This is a genomic window from Flavobacterium sp. ACN2 (genome assembly GCF_002303885.1).
Classification (GTDB): Bacteria; Bacteroidota; Bacteroidia; order Flavobacteriales; family Flavobacteriaceae; genus Flavobacterium.
Genome location: NZ_MRCM01000006.1, coordinates 175221 through 191920, shown reverse-complemented (window position 1 = coordinate 191920; position 16700 = coordinate 175221). Strand labels below are relative to the sequence as shown.

The 16700-nt window shown below is 32.9% G+C and carries 18 protein-coding genes; 9 read left to right on the top strand and 9 right to left on the bottom strand.

Annotated features, from left to right (window positions below; translation table 11 throughout):
* Positions 1–168 precede the first annotated feature (168 nt).
* Positions 169–582: a thiol-disulfide oxidoreductase DCC family protein gene (locus BSF41_RS09525; protein WP_095929265.1), complete on the top strand. Its 414-nt coding sequence runs from the start codon at positions 169–171 to the stop codon at positions 580–582.
* Between the two features lie 142 nt (positions 583–724).
* Here the strand turns inward: BSF41_RS09525 and ettA are convergent, their stop codons facing one another.
* The 3 genes from ettA to holA all read right to left on the bottom strand — a co-directional run bounded on the left by ettA (position 725) and on the right by holA (position 3717).
* Positions 725–2416, bottom strand: coding sequence for an energy-dependent translational throttle protein EttA (ettA, locus tag BSF41_RS09520; protein WP_095929264.1), 1692 nt, complete (start codon positions 2414–2416; stop codon positions 725–727).
* 49 nt (positions 2417–2465) lie between these two features.
* Positions 2466–2648 carry a CAL67264 family membrane protein gene (locus BSF41_RS09515; RefSeq protein ID WP_095929263.1) on the bottom strand — a complete coding sequence of 61 codons (183 nt, stop codon included), beginning with the start codon at positions 2646–2648 and terminating at the stop codon, positions 2466–2468.
* 64 nt (positions 2649–2712) lie between these two features.
* Positions 2713–3717: a DNA polymerase III subunit delta gene (holA, locus tag BSF41_RS09510; RefSeq protein WP_095929262.1), complete on the bottom strand. Its 1005-nt coding sequence runs from the start codon at positions 3715–3717 to the stop codon at positions 2713–2715.
* A 93-nt stretch (positions 3718–3810) separates the two neighbouring features.
* Between holA and BSF41_RS09505 the strand changes: the two genes are divergently transcribed.
* The 3 genes from BSF41_RS09505 to BSF41_RS09495 are packed head-to-tail and all read left to right on the top strand — an operon-like array spanning position 3811 to position 6172.
* The gene (locus BSF41_RS09505; RefSeq protein ID WP_095929261.1) at positions 3811–4263 is read left to right on the top strand and encodes a type I restriction enzyme HsdR N-terminal domain-containing protein; all 453 of its coding nucleotides are present in this window, start codon (positions 3811–3813) and stop codon (positions 4261–4263) included.
* A 23-nt stretch (positions 4264–4286) separates the two neighbouring features.
* Positions 4287–5306, top strand: coding sequence for a glycosyltransferase (locus BSF41_RS09500; protein ID WP_095929260.1), 1020 nt, complete (start codon positions 4287–4289; stop codon positions 5304–5306).
* A gap of 32 nt (positions 5307–5338) precedes the next feature.
* On the top strand, positions 5339–6172 hold the full coding sequence (locus BSF41_RS09495; RefSeq protein ID WP_095929259.1) for an OmpA family protein: 834 nt from the start codon (positions 5339–5341) through the stop codon (positions 6170–6172).
* A gap of 187 nt (positions 6173–6359) precedes the next feature.
* On the opposite strand, the gene BSF41_RS09490 is transcribed toward BSF41_RS09495, so the two are convergent.
* Entirely contained in the window at positions 6360–6980 is a 621-nt protein-coding gene (locus BSF41_RS09490) for an L-threonylcarbamoyladenylate synthase (protein ID WP_095929258.1), read from the bottom strand.
* Positions 6981–7082: 102 nt separating this feature from the next.
* Positions 7083–9419 (bottom strand): ATP-dependent helicase, encoded by a 2337-nt coding sequence (locus BSF41_RS09485; RefSeq protein ID WP_095929257.1) that lies wholly within the window; start codon positions 9417–9419, stop codon positions 7083–7085.
* A 282-nt stretch (positions 9420–9701) separates the two neighbouring features.
* On the opposite strand from BSF41_RS09485, the gene BSF41_RS09480 reads away from it, so the two are divergent.
* Positions 9702–9989, top strand: coding sequence for a type II toxin-antitoxin system RelE/ParE family toxin (locus BSF41_RS09480; protein ID WP_095929256.1), 288 nt, complete (start codon positions 9702–9704; stop codon positions 9987–9989).
* Here BSF41_RS09480 and BSF41_RS09475 read toward each other — a convergent pair.
* Complete coding sequence (locus BSF41_RS09475; RefSeq protein ID WP_095929255.1) at positions 9966–10265, bottom strand: hypothetical protein; 300 nt, start codon at positions 10263–10265, stop codon at positions 9966–9968. The genes BSF41_RS09480 and BSF41_RS09475 overlap by 24 nt on opposite strands.
* A 134-nt stretch (positions 10266–10399) precedes the next feature.
* The gene (locus BSF41_RS09470) at positions 10400–11167 is read right to left on the bottom strand and encodes a TSUP family transporter (RefSeq protein WP_095929254.1); all 768 of its coding nucleotides are present in this window, start codon (positions 11165–11167) and stop codon (positions 10400–10402) included.
* A 124-nt stretch (positions 11168–11291) separates the two neighbouring features.
* Here BSF41_RS09470 and BSF41_RS09465 point away from each other — a divergent pair, with 124 nt between their 5' ends.
* Positions 11292–11816 carry a hypothetical protein gene (locus BSF41_RS09465; protein WP_095929253.1) on the top strand — a complete coding sequence of 175 codons (525 nt, stop codon included), beginning with the start codon at positions 11292–11294 and terminating at the stop codon, positions 11814–11816.
* A 77-nt stretch (positions 11817–11893) separates the two neighbouring features.
* Here BSF41_RS09465 and BSF41_RS09460 read toward each other — a convergent pair whose 3' ends face one another.
* Both BSF41_RS09460 and BSF41_RS09455 read right to left on the bottom strand, forming a co-directional pair.
* On the bottom strand, positions 11894–12802 hold the full coding sequence (locus BSF41_RS09460) for a patatin family protein (RefSeq protein ID WP_095929252.1): 909 nt from the start codon (positions 12800–12802) through the stop codon (positions 11894–11896).
* A gap of 109 nt (positions 12803–12911) precedes the next feature.
* Positions 12912–14975, bottom strand: a complete 2064-nt coding sequence (locus BSF41_RS09455; RefSeq protein ID WP_095929251.1) for a M1 family aminopeptidase — start codon at positions 14973–14975, stop codon at positions 12912–12914.
* A 100-nt stretch (positions 14976–15075) separates the two neighbouring features.
* Here BSF41_RS09455 and BSF41_RS09450 point away from each other — a divergent pair, with 100 nt between their 5' ends.
* The 3 genes from BSF41_RS09450 to BSF41_RS09440 are packed head-to-tail and all read left to right on the top strand — an operon-like array spanning position 15076 to position 16699.
* The gene (locus tag BSF41_RS09450; protein ID WP_095929336.1) at positions 15076–15813 is read left to right on the top strand and encodes a diphthine--ammonia ligase; all 738 of its coding nucleotides are present in this window, start codon (positions 15076–15078) and stop codon (positions 15811–15813) included.
* Positions 15814–16194, top strand: a complete 381-nt coding sequence (locus BSF41_RS09445) for a hypothetical protein (RefSeq protein ID WP_095929250.1) — start codon at positions 15814–15816, stop codon at positions 16192–16194.
* A gap of 1 nt (position 16195) precedes the next feature.
* On the top strand, positions 16196–16699 hold the full coding sequence (locus tag BSF41_RS09440) for a hypothetical protein (protein WP_095929249.1): 504 nt from the start codon (positions 16196–16198) through the stop codon (positions 16697–16699).
* Position 16700 lies beyond the last annotated feature (1 nt).

Genomic DNA, 16700 nt, shown 5'->3' with positions numbered 1-16700 from the left:
TTTTTAAAATTCATCTTAAAGGATTTATTAAAGCCGTTTTTGATTTATAAAATTTATTAAAAACGACAATTCAATAAGCAGAATTAATAAGTACTAATTTAATTAATCCAAGTTCATTTTTATGTATATCAAAACGTGAAATGTAAAATTTGAAATAAACACAATAAAATGGAAAGCCTTCCAGAAAATAAAAAAATAGTTCTTTTTGACGGAGTTTGCAATCTGTGCAGTTCTGCTGTGCAATACATTATAAACCATGACAAAAAAGACATTTTTAGATTTGTTGCCTTGCAATCAGAATTGGGTATTTCCATTTGCAAACATCTCGGAATCAGTTTTTCTAAAATGGATAGTATTATTTTGTACGATCCAAAAACAGCGTATTTTTATAAGTCTTCGGCAGCAATTGAAATAGCTAAAAATTTTGGAGGTTTATGGAAGCTCATTTCAATTTTTAGAATTGTTCCCATTTTTATTAGCGACAGAATTTACGATTATGTTGCAAAAAATAGATACAATTGGTACGGCAAGAAAGAAAGCTGTATGATTCCGACTCCAGAGTTGAAATCTAAGTTTCTTTAAGAAATTCCAAAATTCTGAAATCCCAAGTTCCAATAGCAAAACTAACAACATACTTTATCTAAAACATATTCAATTCAAAATAAAAATCCCAAACTCCGGTAAATTTGGAATTTGGGATTTTTTATTTGAAATTTATCAGAAACTATCTGATCAATTTTCTGTATTTCAAACGTTTTGGAGTTAAATCACCACCAAGACGTTTCTTTTTGTTTTCTTCATAATCAGAGAAACTTCCTTCGAAGAAATAAACTTCAGAATCTCCTTCGAAAGCTAAAATGTGTGTACAAATTCTATCCAAGAACCATCTGTCGTGAGAAATAATTACAGCACAACCTGCAAAATTTTCTAAACCTTCTTCAAGAGCTCGAAGTGTATTTACGTCAAGGTCATTTGTTGGCTCATCCAGTAAAAGTACGTTTCCTTCTTCTTTCAAAGTCATTGCCAAGTGTAAACGGTTACGTTCTCCACCAGAAAGCATTGAAACTTTTTTGTTTTGCTCGCCACCACCAAAGTTAAAACGTGATAAATAAGCTCTTGAGTTCACTTGCTTTCCTCCCATCATAATCAATTCCTGACCATCAGCAAAGTTTTCCCAAATAGATTTGTTTGGATCAATATTAGAGTGCGACTGATCTACGTAAGCAATTTTTACAGTTTCACCAACAGAAAATTCACCACTATCCGTAGCTTGTTCTCCCATAATCATTTTGAAAATAGTCGATTTACCAGCACCGTTTGGTCCGATAATCCCAACAATACCAGCTTGTGGCAAAGTAAAGTTCAAATTATCATACAATAATTTTTCACCAAAAGCTTTAGCAACGTTTTTAGCTTCAATAACATTTGTACCTAAACGTGGACCGTTCGGGATATAAATTTCTAGATTTTCATCTAGTTGTTTTTGATCTTCATTTAATAATTTGTCGTAATTCTGTAAACGTGCTTTTTGTTTAGTCTGACGACCTTTAGCTCCTTGACGAACCCACTCCAACTCACGTTCTAAAGTTTTTCTACGTTTAGAAGCCACTTTTTCTTCTTGAGCCATACGGTTTGATTTTTGATCCAACCAAGAAGAATAATTTCCTTTCCATGGAATACCTTCTCCTCTATCTAACTCTAGAATCCATCCGGCAACATTATCCAAGAAATAACGGTCGTGCGTTACAGCAATTACAGTTCCTGAATATTGCGCTAAATGCTGCTCCAACCACAGAACTGACTCAGCATCAAGGTGGTTGGTTGGCTCATCTAATAACAATACATCTGGCTGTTGCAATAACAAACGGCATAAAGCTACACGACGACGCTCTCCTCCTGAAAGGTTTTTGATTGGTGTATCTCCTTCTGGAGTACGCAACGCATCCATTGCGATTTCTAATTTGGTATCGATTTCCCAAGCACCAAGAGCATCAATTTTGTCTTGTAATGCCGCTTGACGGTCCATCAATTTATCCATTTTATCCTGATCTTCGTAGTATTCTGGAAGACCAAATAAGTCATTGATTTGGTTGTACTCCTCTAAAACTGCCATTGTTTCTGCAGCTCCTTCACGTACAATTTCGATAACTGTCTTAGAATCATCAAGAATTGGTTCTTGCTCTAAATATCCTACTGTATATCCAGGTTGAAAAACTACATCTCCTTGGTAGTTTTTGTCAACTCCAGCAATAATCTTTAAAAGAGAAGATTTTCCAGAACCATTAAGTCCCAAAATACCAATCTTAGCACCATAAAAGAAACTAAGATAAATATTCTTAAGAACCGGTTTGTCTGCTCCCTGATAGGTTTTGCTCAATTTCTGCATTGAGAAAATTACTTTCTTATCGTCTGACATTTTTTATTTTTTTATTATAATTATTTACTTTTTTTTAAATCTCAAAATTCTAAACTCTGCCTTTCAAAGCATTGAATACCCAAGCATTAGCAAAAAATCCAACTCCAACAGCAGCAAATCCCCATCCTGAAACATCACTATATCTAAAGATTCCAAGAGCTATAAGCAACAACCCCATAAGTACCATTATCAAAGTTGCCCATCCTAAAATGGTGTTTTTATTCATTCCCATAATTGTGCAATTATTTTTAAGTAGTAAAATTTTTAGAAACGCAAATATCGTGAATTTTAATGGCTTAATTAAATATTTTATAGAGCATTTCTTTTAGCAAATCCGATTGTGGCAAAGCGTTGGCTCCCACACCTTTACTTTTAACATCAATATCACGTAAGGCTCCAACAATTTGACTCACCTTTCTCATTGGATAATTTTTTACTGCCAAATCATATTCTTTTAAGAAATACGGATTAACTCCAAGTGCCGAAGCGACATTTTTAGGGTTTTTATCTTTTAATCCGTGGTATTTTAAAAGCTGGACAAAGAATCCAAATACCAATCCAGTAGTCATAACTAAAGGATATTCTTTAGGGTTATGAGCAAAATTCTCTGCTATCTTATAAGCTTTCAATTGATTGCGTTCTCCGATTGCTTTTCTAAGTTCAAATACATTATAATCTTTACTAAAACCAATATTCTCTTCAATATGCTCTGCAGTAATCATCGTGCCTTGCGGTAAAATAATCTGTAGTTTTTCTAGCTCATTGTTGATTTTACTCAAATCTGTACCTAAAAATTCTACAAGCATGGCATTGGCTTTCGGATCAATTGTATATTTTTTCCCAGCCAAAACGCGTTTAATCCAGTCTCCTACTTGATTTTCGTATAATTTTTTACTTTCGTAAACAACACCTTTTTGTCCTAATAGCTTAGTAACTTTTTTACGTTTATCTAGTGTCTTATATTTATAGCAAAAAACTAAAACAGTTGTTTGCATTGGATTTTCTACATAAGACTCTATTTTATCAATTGTTCTGGATAAATCCTGCGCTTCTTTTACGATAACAACCTGACGTTCAGCCATCATAGGATAGCGCTTGGCCGTTGAAACAATATCATCAATTGATACATCTCTTCCGTATAAAACTGTCTGATTAAAACCTTTTTCTTCTTCAGCTAATACATTCTGTTCAATATATTCAGACAATTTATCTATATAATAAGGTTCTTCACCCATTAAAAAATAAATCGGTTTAATATCTCCGGCTTTAATTTCATTAACAATTTTTACTACTTCGTCCATTCAATCTTTTGTTTCAAGTTTCAGGTTTCAAATTCTGTTTCAAAACTTGAAACTTTAAATTTGAAACCTGAAACTATTTTATATTTTTGCTTTATGCTTAAACTTAATTTCCCAGCTTATACTTTCCGATTCAAAAATAGCGAAAATAAAGTGTCAATTTTTGATGAAATCAGGAAAAAATTTATAATTCTTACGCCAGAAGAATGGGTTCGCCAACACGTAGTTCATTTTTTAATGCATGAAAAAAAATATCCCAAATCACTTATTAATGTCGAGAAAGTTTTAACTGTCAACGGATTACGAAAACGATACGACGTTGTTGTATTTAACCCAGATGGTTCTATACACATACTAGTAGAGTGCAAGGCGCCAGAAGTTAGAATCTCTCAGGCAACTTTTGATCAAATTGCACGTTACAATATGACAATGCAGGCACGGTTTTTGAATGTTACGAACGGACTGAACCATTTTTATTGTCAAATGGATTTTGAAAACGAGAAATATGAGTTTTTAAAAAATCTGCCTGACTATAAAGAAAACCACTAACAAATAATAAAGACTAAGTACTTTTGGATAAAATAGCAGTTGTCATTTTAAATTGGAACGGAGTAAAATTGCTGGAGCAGTTTTTACCCTCTGTTATTCAGTTTTCAGAAGGAGCAGCAATTTACGTTGCTGACAATGATTCTACGGACAATTCTGTTGCGTATGTTACAGAACATTTCCCAACCGTAAAAATTGTAAAAAATTCAAGCAATTATGGTTTTGCAAAAGGTTATAATGACGCCTTAAAACATATTGATGCTGAAATATATGCATTAGTAAATTCAGATATTGAAGTCACAGAAAATTGGCTTCAACCCATTCTAGACATTTTCGAAAAAGAAAATCAAACTGCTATTATTCAGCCAAAAATTCTTGACTTTAAAAACAAGGAATATTTTGAATATGCAGGTGCTGCTGGTGGTTTTATCGATAAATACGGATTTCCTTTTTGCAGAGGAAGAATATTCGATACAATTGAAAAAGACAATGGGCAATACAATGATAATATAGAATTGTTCTGGGCTTCAGGCGCTTGTTTTTTTATTAGAAAGAACGTTTTTCATGAACTGGGAGGTTTTGATGAAAGCTTCTTCGCACATCAAGAAGAAATTGATTTATGCTGGCGAGCTTCAAATGAAGGGCATATTATAAAATACAATTACCAATCTGTTGTTTATCATGTTGGCGGCGCAACTTTACAACAAGGAAATCCTAAAAAAACGTATTTAAATTTTAGAAATTCATTACTAATGTTGGTTAAAAATCTGCCTTCAAAAGGATTATTTTTTGTGATTTTTTTCCGCATGGTATTAGATGGTATTGCCGGTATCCGTTTTCTTACACAAGGTAAATTCGGGCACACTTTTGCTATTTTAAAAGCCCATTTTTCATTTTATTGCTTATCTTTAAAATATCTTAAAAAACGAAAAGATTTTCAAATACAGCAATACTATTCGGTGAAAAGCATCGTTTTCCTTTATTATATCAAGAAATTGACCTTATTTAAAGAAATCTTTAACAGTATTCAAAATATTAAAAACTAAATTTGTAATCAAGTCTAATTAAAATTAAATTTATGAGAAAAATAGTTATCGCACTATCAGTATTAATGGCCCTAACATCTTGTGTTTCTAAAAAGAAATATGCAGAGTTAGAAGCTAAAAACAAAGAGACTCAAGATTTGTTAAACTCTTGTACTGTAAAATTAAACACGTGCTTAGAAGAAAAAGCTGGATTGGCTGCTACAGCTGAAAGCTACAAACAACATAATCAAGATTTAATCAACAGCTCTAAAGATTTAACTATCTTAACTACTAAAGGTGCTGAAAACCTTGAAAAATCTCTTGAAAGTTTAAAAGAAAAAGATTTGAAAATCTCTAGACTTCAAGATGCTTTAACTAAAAAAGACAGTGTTACTTTAGCATTAGTTACAAGCTTGAAAGGTGCAGTTGGAATCAATGATCCAGACATCGAAATCAATGTTGAAAAAGGAGTTGTATTTATCTCTATCGCTGATAAATTATTATTCAAAAGCGGAAGCTATGACGTAAGTGACAAAGCTAAATCTGTTTTAGCAAAAGTTGCTAAAGTTGTAAACGATAAACCAGATTTCGAATGTATGGTTGAAGGACACACTGATGACGTTCCTTACAAAAGCAACGGAATTATCTTAGACAACTGGGATTTGAGTGTTAAACGTTCTACTTCAATCGTTCGTGTATTAACAAACGATCTTGGTGTTAACCCAGCTAAATTAATTGCTGCAGGTAGAAGTTCTTATGTACCATTAGTTGCAAACGATTCTGCTGAAAACAAAGCTCGTAACAGAAGAACTCGTATTGTTGTTATGCCAAAAATCGATCAATTCTATGATATGATTGAAAAAGAAATGAAGAAACAACAAAAATAATTAGAGTTTCACATACTTTATAATACAGAAAAAGCAGGTCTAATGACCTGCTTTTATGTATCCTTAATTTTTTTAATAACCAATTAAATATAAATCAAGAATAGCATTATTTTTAAGTAACTAACTAAATTTTAACATAATAAAGTTACTCATAATTTCTCTACTTTTATACTTTTAGTGTATTTTTTTACAAAATATCAATATCTCCCTTACCTTCCCTTACGATAACTGGCTCATGTTCAGAAAGATCAATAATTGTAGAACCTACATTATCTCCATAGCCTCCATCGATTACAAGATCTACAATATTCTGCCATTTTTCAAAAATTAATTCTGGATCAGTAGTATATTCTATTACATCATCTTCATCTCGAATAGAAGTTGAAACAACCGGATTTCCTAACTGGCGAACAATCTCTAATATGATATTATTATCAGGTACACGAATACCAACTGTAGTTTTCTTTTTAAACTCTTTTGGCAAACTATTATTTCCAGGTAAAATAAAAGTATATGGTCCCGGCAAGGCTCTCTTTAAAATCTTAAACGTTGACGTATTAATCTGCCTTACATAATCTGATAAATTACTCAAATCGTGGCAAATAAATGAAAAGTTCGCCTTCTCTAATTTTACGCCTTTTATTCTAGCAATTTTTTCCAACGCTCTCGAATTGGTAATATCACAACCTAAACCATAAACAGTATCAGTTGGATAAATTACCAAACCGCCATTCTGAAGCACTTTTACCACTTTTGCAATAGCAGCTTCACTAGGTTTATCTGGGTATATTTTAATAAATTCGGCCATTTTGTTTTTTGTTAGTTTTTGTTTCAGATATAAAGTTTCAAGTTATGCAGTTATTCTCAAAGTCAAGCAACCTGAAACTTGAAACCTGAAACAAAAATATTATTATCCTACGACATCTAATTTAGCAAATCTTAACAACAATTTCTTAATTCCTCCAACTTCAAATTTAATTTCTGCTTTTCTATCTGGCCCAACACCTTCTAGATTCATCACTTCTCCTTTTCCAAAACGTTCGTGCATTACCACATTTCCAACAGTTAGTTTACTGTCAAATAAATTCGAATTTCCGTTACTTGGCGCATTTCCAGAAACCGGTTTTAGTTTTCTAATATTCAAATCAGGCTTTGGATTGTTGTCTGTAATATGTTTTGGCGGAGTTCCTCCTACCGGTTTTGCCAATCGCAATTTTGATTTATCTACATCTCCAAAAATATCGCCATCAATTGGAGACTTATAACGATAATTTGTTTCGGCTGGAGTCAAATATTCCAAAAACTGACCGTCAATTTCTTCAATAAAACGAGAAGGTTCACTATCCGTTAGTTTCCCCCAACGGTAACGAGACTGGGCATAAGTCAAATACGCTTGATGTTCTGCACGGGTTAACGCTACATAGAACAATCGGCGCTCTTCTTCCAATTCACTTCTTGTACTCATACTCATAGCACTTGGAAACAAATCTTCTTCCATACCCACCACAAATACATGCGGAAACTCCAGCCCTTTTGCTAAGTGAATTGTCATCAAAGCAACACGATCATCATCGTTTGTATCTTTATCCAAATCGGTTGCCAAAGCTACATCTTCCATAAACTCAGAAAGCGCACCTCTTGCTCCATCAATTTCTCTTTGTCCTTCTGTAAAATCTTTAATACCGTTTAAAAGCTCTTCGATATTCTGAATTTTGGCCATTCCTTCAGGAGTAGCATCTTTCTTCAATTCCTGAACCAATCCGGTTTTCTTTGCAACGTGATCTGTAATATAAAAAGCATCTTGATTCTGATCGATAACCTGAAAACTCTGGATCATAGTAACAAAATCTTTCAATTTGTTCTTTGTACCAGCATTCAATTTCAAATCGATTTTATCAATATTTACCATTACTTCCCAAATCGAACGTTTGTAATGATTAGCCGCAATAGTTAATTTTTCAACTGTCGTATCTCCAATTCCACGTGCTGGATAATTGATTACACGAACCAAAGCTTCTTCGTCTTTCGGATTTAGAACCAGACGCAAATAACATAAAACGTCCTTAATCTCTTTACGTTGATAGAAAGACAAACCGCCATAAATTCTATACGGAATATCACGTTTTCTCAAAGCATCCTCCATGGCACGCGACTGAGCGTTGGTACGATACAAAATTGCAAAAGCACCATTATGCAATTGATTTTGCATTTTCTGTTCGAAAATCGTACTTGCAACAAAACGACCTTCTTCTGCATCAGTCAAACTTCTATGAACCTTAATTTTTGGTCCAAATTCGTTTGCTGTCCAAACCACTTTATCTAGTTTGGTTTTATTGTGTTCCATCACGGTATTTGCCGCTTCTACAATATTTCTTGTTGAACGGTAATTCTGCTCTAAACGGAACATAATTACGCCTTCGTAATCTTTCTGGAAATTCAGAATGTTATTGATATTCGCACCACGGAAAGCATAAATACTCTGCGCATCATCTCCAACCACACAGATATTCTGAAATCTATCCGATAAAGCTCTAACAATCAAATATTGAGAGTGATTCGTATCTTGGTACTCATCAACCAAAATATAACGGAAACGATCTTGGTATTTAGCTAAAACCTCAGGAAAACGAGTCAATAATTCGTTGGTTTTCAACAACAAATCATCGAAATCCATTGCACCAGCCTTAAAACAGCGATCAACATATTGCTGATAAATCTCTCCTAATCTCGGTCTTTTAGCCATTGCATCGGCCTCGACCAATTCTGGATTGTTAAAATAAGCTTTAACCGTAATTAAACTATTTTTATAATTAGATATACGTCCTAAAACTTGTTTTGGTTTGTAAACATCGCGATCCAGCTGCATTTCTTTTATAATAGAAGAAATCAGTCTAGCCGAATCCTGAGAATCATAAATGGTAAAATTTGAAGGATACCCCAAGTGATCTGATTCGGCACGCAGAATACGAGCAAAAATAGAGTGGAAAGTTCCCATCCAAAGGTTCTTTGCTTCGCTCGCTCCCACAATATCCGAGATCCTGTGTTTCATCTCGCGGGCTGCTTTATTGGTAAAAGTAAGCGACAAAATATTGAAGGCATCAATACCTTGAGCCATCAAATACGCAATTCTAATTGTTAAAACACGTGTTTTTCCCGAACCTGCACCAGCAATAATAATCATTGGCCCGTCTTTCTTTAAAACAGGCGCTCTCTGCGCTTCGTTGAGCTGGTCAATATATTTCTGCATGTAATTTTCTCCTTTTATGCAAAAATAAGAATTAAAAAAGAAAGTTCCTAAGATGCTTTTGGAAGGTTCTAAGTTCCTAAGATTCTAAGATGCTAAGTTTTTTTTTGAAGCCAAACAAATGGCATTTTATTAGACATGGTTTCCCGCTTTCGGCTTTATCTCTCCGCTCCGCTACGAGGATACCGCCTCAATCGGGGCTAAAATCCAAGCAATTGTTGTTGATTTTTTTTGAAAGAAAATTCTTTAAAATTATTTTTATATTTGCAACTTATGTAAAAGCAAATGAAAGTAAAATTAACAGAAAATGCCGAAAAGACATTTTCGCAAATTATTAGTAACTATAGTGATCAAAAAGCTGCTAAGTTTTCAAATCAAACCATCTCCACAATAGAAGTAATTATTCAGAATAATTTCATAGGTTCTAAATATAAAAAAACTTCTTATAGAAAATTTCCAATATCAAATCAAGTATTTTTATTCTATTTAATAGAAGAAAAAACAATTTATATTGCTCTATTCTGGGACAATAAAAGAAATCCCTTGGAATTAGATATTATACTTAGCTCTTAATTTTTGTTTAAAATCTTCAAAATCTACTGTTCTTCCAGCTTTTATATCTTCTTGACTTTTTTGTAATTCCTGCATTAAAATTTCTTCGGGAAATAGTAAAGAAGTAATTAGCTTTACTTCTTGATGTGTAAAACTATTAGATTTCAATTTTCTATAATAAGTTGCGTGTTTTAATCCTAGTTTTTGAATAAAAAACTCTGTTTTGTAATAAGATTTATCTATTAGTTCGGGCAACGAATTAATGTAATTCTCATAATTTTCAACTATTTCTATCATTTTTCGTAAATTAAATTCTCAAAATATGATACAAAAATAGTCAATTTATAGTTACAAAAAACAACTTTAACTATAAGTTCAAAAAATAGAAAACTAAGCATCTTAGAACCTTAGCAACTCAGAATCTTAGAATCTTACTTAAAAAACACATCATAAGCAAATCGAATCAAAGTACCCACAACAACTATCAAAAAGAAAATTCTAATAAATCCGTTTCCTTTGTTGATGGCTAGTTTTGCTCCGAGCCAACCTCCCAATCCATTGCTAATTGCCATCGGAATTGCAATGCTCCAGATGATTTTTCCTTTAATCATAAATAGGCAAATCGAACCGAAATTGGTTGCTAAATTTACCATTTTAGCATTCGCAGAAGCGTGAAGAAAATCGAATCCTAAAAGAGCAATAAAAGCTACAACAAAGAAACTTCCAGTTCCAGGTCCGATAAATCCGTCGTAAAATCCAACAATTATACTAATAACAACAGCATAAAATATTTGGGTTGTCATCGAATGGTCTTTAGCAACATGCTGTCCGAAATTTTTCTTGGCATAAGTATATACAAATAACAACGATAAAACCACCAACAAAAGCGGTTTCATAAAATCATTGCTTACCATGGTCAAAATTGTAGATCCTAAAAATGCCGACGGAACCGCCAAACACATCATAATAATTAACAGTTTCCACTGAATCACTACTTTCTTTAAATATTGAAAAGCGGCAAAAGCAGTTCCGCTAAATGCTGGAATTTTCAAGGTTCCAACTACAGTCGAAACAGGAAGATTTGGTAATAAAATTAATCCCATTGGTGTTTGGATTAATCCGCCGCCGCCTACAATTGCATCAATAAATCCTGCAGCAAACGCCGCCAAACAAAGAAAAAGTATTAAGTATGAATCCATTAAAAATATATTTTGGTCTCAATAAAAAACAAGTTGCAAAAGTACATCTTCCTTTTTGTTTATTACCATAAATTTAAAGTTGATTTTTGATCAAAAAGTATATTTTTGCTTAAAAATTATTCAAATGGATTTCAACAAAATAATAGAACTTGCGAGTTATACTTTACCAGCCTTAGTTACAGGAGTTGTAGCTTATCGTTTTTTTGAGTTACATATTAAAAACAATGACAGAAAACGTGCTTTTTTATTAAACAAACAAGCACACAAAGAGTCGTTGCCACTACGTTTACAGGCTTACGAGCGTATGACTTTATTTTTGGAGCGTATCAACTTGACCAAATTATTAATCAGAGTTTCTCCTATTTCTCAAAATAAACATGATTACGAAAATTATGTAATTGACCAAATTGAACAAGAATTCGAGCACAATTTAACACAGCAGATTTATATGTCAGAAGACTGCTGGACAATCATTATAACTGCAAAAAATGCAACAATCCAAATGATTCGTAAAGCTGCCATGAGCGATAAAGTTGAAAATGCTGATAAACTTCGTGAAGTAATCTTGAATGATTTACTAGAAAAACAATCTCCAAGTAATGCCGCTTTAAGTTTCATTAAAAGTGAAGTTGCAGAACTTTGGTATTAAAAATATTTAAGATTGTAGATTTTAGATTTTAGGTTGGTTTTTCTAAATCTGAACTCTTAAATCTAAAATCTACAATCTTAAATAAATATCTTATTGTCGCTCATTACTTCAGACTTATTCTGAGCGTACTCATAACCTTGTTCCCACCATTCTTTCATTACCTCTTTATTAAAAATCAAGGCATTATCGGTTAATTTTATGGGAGTGTAATATAAATTTAGTTTTACATTCTTATTATTTGCCATAAGTTTTCCTATAGCAATATCATGTTTTTCAACCTGATCTAAGGCAATTCGGAACAAATCGATCATTAATGAAAACGGATTCTTCCCGATTACTGTTTTAGTTGTATTAACCTCCGTTTCAAGCACAATTACGTCTATTTCTGTAGCTCCTCTGTTAATTGCTTCACGTATTGGAACTAAGCTTGAAAATCCACCATCACCATATTCGCAGTTATTTTTTTCAACCAAACTCATAAAAGGAACATAATTACTCGATATCCAAGACCACTCGCAAAATTCTTCGTACGTACAGTCTTTTACCGATTTATATTCTGATTCGTTTTTAGTAAAATTGGTTACCGTAACGATAACGTCGGTTTTTAATTTTTTGAGTTTATTAAAATCAGAAAGAGAAAAATTATTCTGAATATACTTTTTCAACCCTTTACTTTCTCCAAAAGTTCGTTTTCCTTTAAAAAACTGACGTAATACATTAAAGTGATTAATTGTCACAATGTCAACTCCATCTTTGGATTTCACCACAAATGGGCAAATATTGAAGATACTTGACATGGTAACATTGGTGTATACAGAATGTATTTTTTTGATATGACCGAGAGCTAAATGCGGAATCAATAAACTTCCAGTAGAAGTTCCTATAAATAAATCGTATTCATGTTTCTTTTCTTCTATTAGATACTGGGCAACACCGCCGGCAAATGCGCCTTTACTGCCACCACCTGAAATAACCAATGCTCTCATAAATTGTAATATAGGTTTTGTTTTTGGATTTTATTTAAGCTGAAAGAATATAGAATATAGAAAAAAGACTTCTACTCAATCTATTTTTCTATTTTCTATTCTCTATTCTCTAAAGCTCTTTCAACAAACGATTCAACTGGAATTGCTCATCGGGTGTCAAATTAGGTAAAATTCTATTAAATGAAGCACGCATTTCAGGATTTTTTAGCAGAAGTCTAATTGTGTCTCTTCCAAATTTTGAAAACTGCCACATATGGTGTGTAGTAGCGCCAACTAAATTACTCAAAACCTGATCGTTAATAATTTTGAAGGCTATTAACTTTTCTAAAGCATTTTGTCGTGTTGTAGCTTCATATTTGGTAGACGAAAACGCAATCAACTCATTTACTAAAGAATCTGGATCATTACTATAGTTTGGTGTTGACAAAGCAAGAGAAAGCCACAACGTTCTTAGATTATAATCATTAAAACCAATCCAATTTTTAGATTTATCCAAATATCCTGTTCTATGATTGGGGAAATTTCTCCACAACCAATACAGTGCTGCTTCTTGTGTCTGATAGGATTTATCATCTAAAAGTGTTTCATAATTTGCTCTAAAATCTTCTGGAACTTTGGTTAAAGATCCAGCAAGATTTTGACGGACTTTAATATTATTGGTTTGCATTGCTAAAAGCAAAAGCGACTTTTTGTCTTCGTATTTTTCATTTTCCAACTGATCAACAACCGCTTCTTTTACAGATTGGTAAACATCTGATTCTAAAACGTTTTTCAAGATATCTGTTTTCTCTCCTAATGGCGTTTTTTTCAATTTATCGATTTCCAATCTTTTTTGGATTGCTTCGTTTTTACTTAATAAAGCATTTGCAGTCGGCGTATCAAAAGCAGTTGATTCCAGCCAAGTTTTTTGAAATTTATCCAAATCGAAATCAGATACTTTTTTTATCTCGTCGAAAAAATTCTGTGTGTTTACGGTTTGATAAGCGTATTTATTTAAATAACTTTTAATTGCTTTTTTAAACGCCTTATCTCCAATAGATTCATGCAAAACGAATAACGCCCAAGCTCCTTTTTCGTAAAATGTCAGCGAACTTGCTTTTGGATTTAAAACTGGAATAGTATCGGTGCGAGAAGCAAATTTTATCTGCTGTGCCGTATCGTATAATTTAGAATAAAAGTAATCTTCTCCGTAAATATCTTTTTCAGCAAGCAAGGCAAAGTATGTTGCAAATCCTTCCTGAAGCCAATGGTGCGTACTACTTTCAGCTGTAATCAAATCTCCAAACCAATGATGCGCCAATTCATGCGCATCTACATTGGTATAATTTCGATCGCAAAAACCTGTTGAATCTACTACATATCGTGTTGCAAAAAGAGTTGAAGTTGTATTCTCCATTCCAGCATACAAAAAGTCTCTAACAGGAATCTGTCTGTTAATCTTCCAAGGATATTTTACGCCAATTTCTTTTTCCAGAAAATCAAAAATTCGTTTTGAATAACGATAAGTGGGTTCAAAACGATCTGCATCTTTAGGCTCGTAATAATATTCTAAAGGTATTCTGCTTTTAGATTTAAACTCTTTTTTATCATATTTTCCGATTGCCAGCATTAACAAATACGAACTCATTGGCTTCTCCATCTGATATTGCCAGTGATTTAGATTTCCGTTAGCTGTTTTTTCTTTTAAAACCCCGTTTGAAACTACTTGATAGTCTTTATCGTAAGAAATGCCTAGATTAAAAATCAATTTTTCATTCACATCGTCAAAACTCGGAAACCAATTGCTCGTGTATCTTCCCTGCCCTTGTGTCCAGATTTGTACTTCGTCATTTTCCATATCCACAAAATACAAGGCTTGTTTTGGTTTTGTTGAATAATTAAAAGTTAGACGATTTTCTCCTTTTTTAAATGGAAAAACCAATTTTAATTGTTTGGTTGTATTAATGAAAATGATTTCTTTCTCGTTGATTTTCACATTCGAGAATTCCATGTTTTTAGCGTCAATCGAAATCGTATCACAATCCTTTAAAACCTCAAATTGAAAATCGACAGCACCCGAAACTGTTTTTTCTTTTGAATTTAAAGACAATTGTCCTGAAACAGATTTAAAATCGACGTATTGCGTTTGTTGTGCAAAAAGAAAACCAGTGAATAATAAAAAAATGTATTTCATTGAAACAAATTTGAAGGCGAAAACCCAAAGTTACAAAAGGTTTCCTTTACAAGTAGAATGAAATTTGTAAGTTTACCATATAAAACCGCAAATCGTGTCTATACCTCAAAAAGCCTTATTTAACTGGAGCAGCGGTAAAGATTCTGCTCTAGCCTTATACAAAACACTTCAAAATACTGATTTTCAGATAGAATATTTGCTAACAAGTGTAAACCAGCAGTATCAGCGCATTTCGATGCACGGAATTCGCGTTGAACTATTACAGGAACAAGCGCAAAGCATCGGAATTCCGTTAAAAATTCTTGAAGTTCCAGAAATGCCAACTATGGAAGTTTATGAAAAAGTGATGACTGAAGTCTTAACCGAATTAAAAGAAAACGGAATAACACATTCTATTTTTGGAGATATTTTTCTGGAAGATTTACGTCAATATCGCGAAAATCAGTTGGCAAAAATTGGCTTAAAAGGTGTTTTTCCAATCTGGAAAATTCCAACTCAAGATTTAATTCACGAGTTTATTGCATTGGGATTCAAAACAATTGTGGTTTGTGTAAACGAAAAATATTTAGACAAAAGTTTTGTTGGTAGAGTTATCGATCAGGATTTCATAAATGACTTACCTAAAAATGTAGATGTTTGTGGTGAAAACGGTGAATTTCATACTTTTACTTTTGACGGGCCAATATTTTCTAAACCAATTGATTTTGAAATTGGCGAAATTGTTTATCGAAAATATGAAAAACCAGAAAAGAAAGATTCGTCAAACACAGCTTGCGATACCAATGATGAAACTGCTTTTGATTTTGGATTTTGGTATTGTGATTTAATTAAAAAGTAAATGAAGTTTTTTTATAAATTTATATTTCTAGTTCTTATTTCTTTCTCTTTGCAAAGTTGTTTGGTTAACAGATGCAAAAGGCCTCAAATTACCGGCTATATTTACGATGCAGAAACGAAACAACCTATAGGAAATTGTACTGTTGGAGAGACTTTAAGTCAAACAAACGGTTACTTTACATTAGCAGAGAAGCGTTATCGCCAATTTACATTTTTTGGTTTCGAGGCGCCAACTTTAGCTGTAAATGAAGCGATTAAAAAAGAAGGTTACGAATCTCAAAACATTCAATTTATACAGCCTTTTGGCGGTGGAATGAAAAAAGGAGCTTTTCATAATGCAGACACTATTTACATCAAGAAGACTATTTTAAAAACAAACTAATATGGCTTTAAAAGAAAATGATGAAGTAAAAAAAGTACTATTCTTTTTGAATGAAATTGGTATTGAAATTATTGAAAAAGAGCTTGAAGCAACCTTTTTGCCAGGTTTAGATTTAGGGCCCAATTGCATTTATATCGATTATAGTAAACTATTATATCCTGGCGATATTTTACATGAAGCTGGACATCTTGCAGTAACAATTCCTTCAGAAAGAGAATTGGTTGGTTCTACACAAATTTCTAAAGATTGGCCGACTCAAGGCGACGAAATTGCTGCTATTTTATGGTCGTATGCCGCGTTGCATCATTTACAATTTCCTGCTGAATTTGTATTTCATCCAAACGGATACAAAGGTCATTCTGACTGGTTTATTTCGAACTTCGAATCTGAAAATTATATGGGATTACCTCTTCTGGAATGGATGGGATTATGTCTTGGAAATGAAAAAGCCGAAAAAGAAAATAAATCTCCTTTTCCGGCTATGCAAAAATGGCTTCGTGATTGAT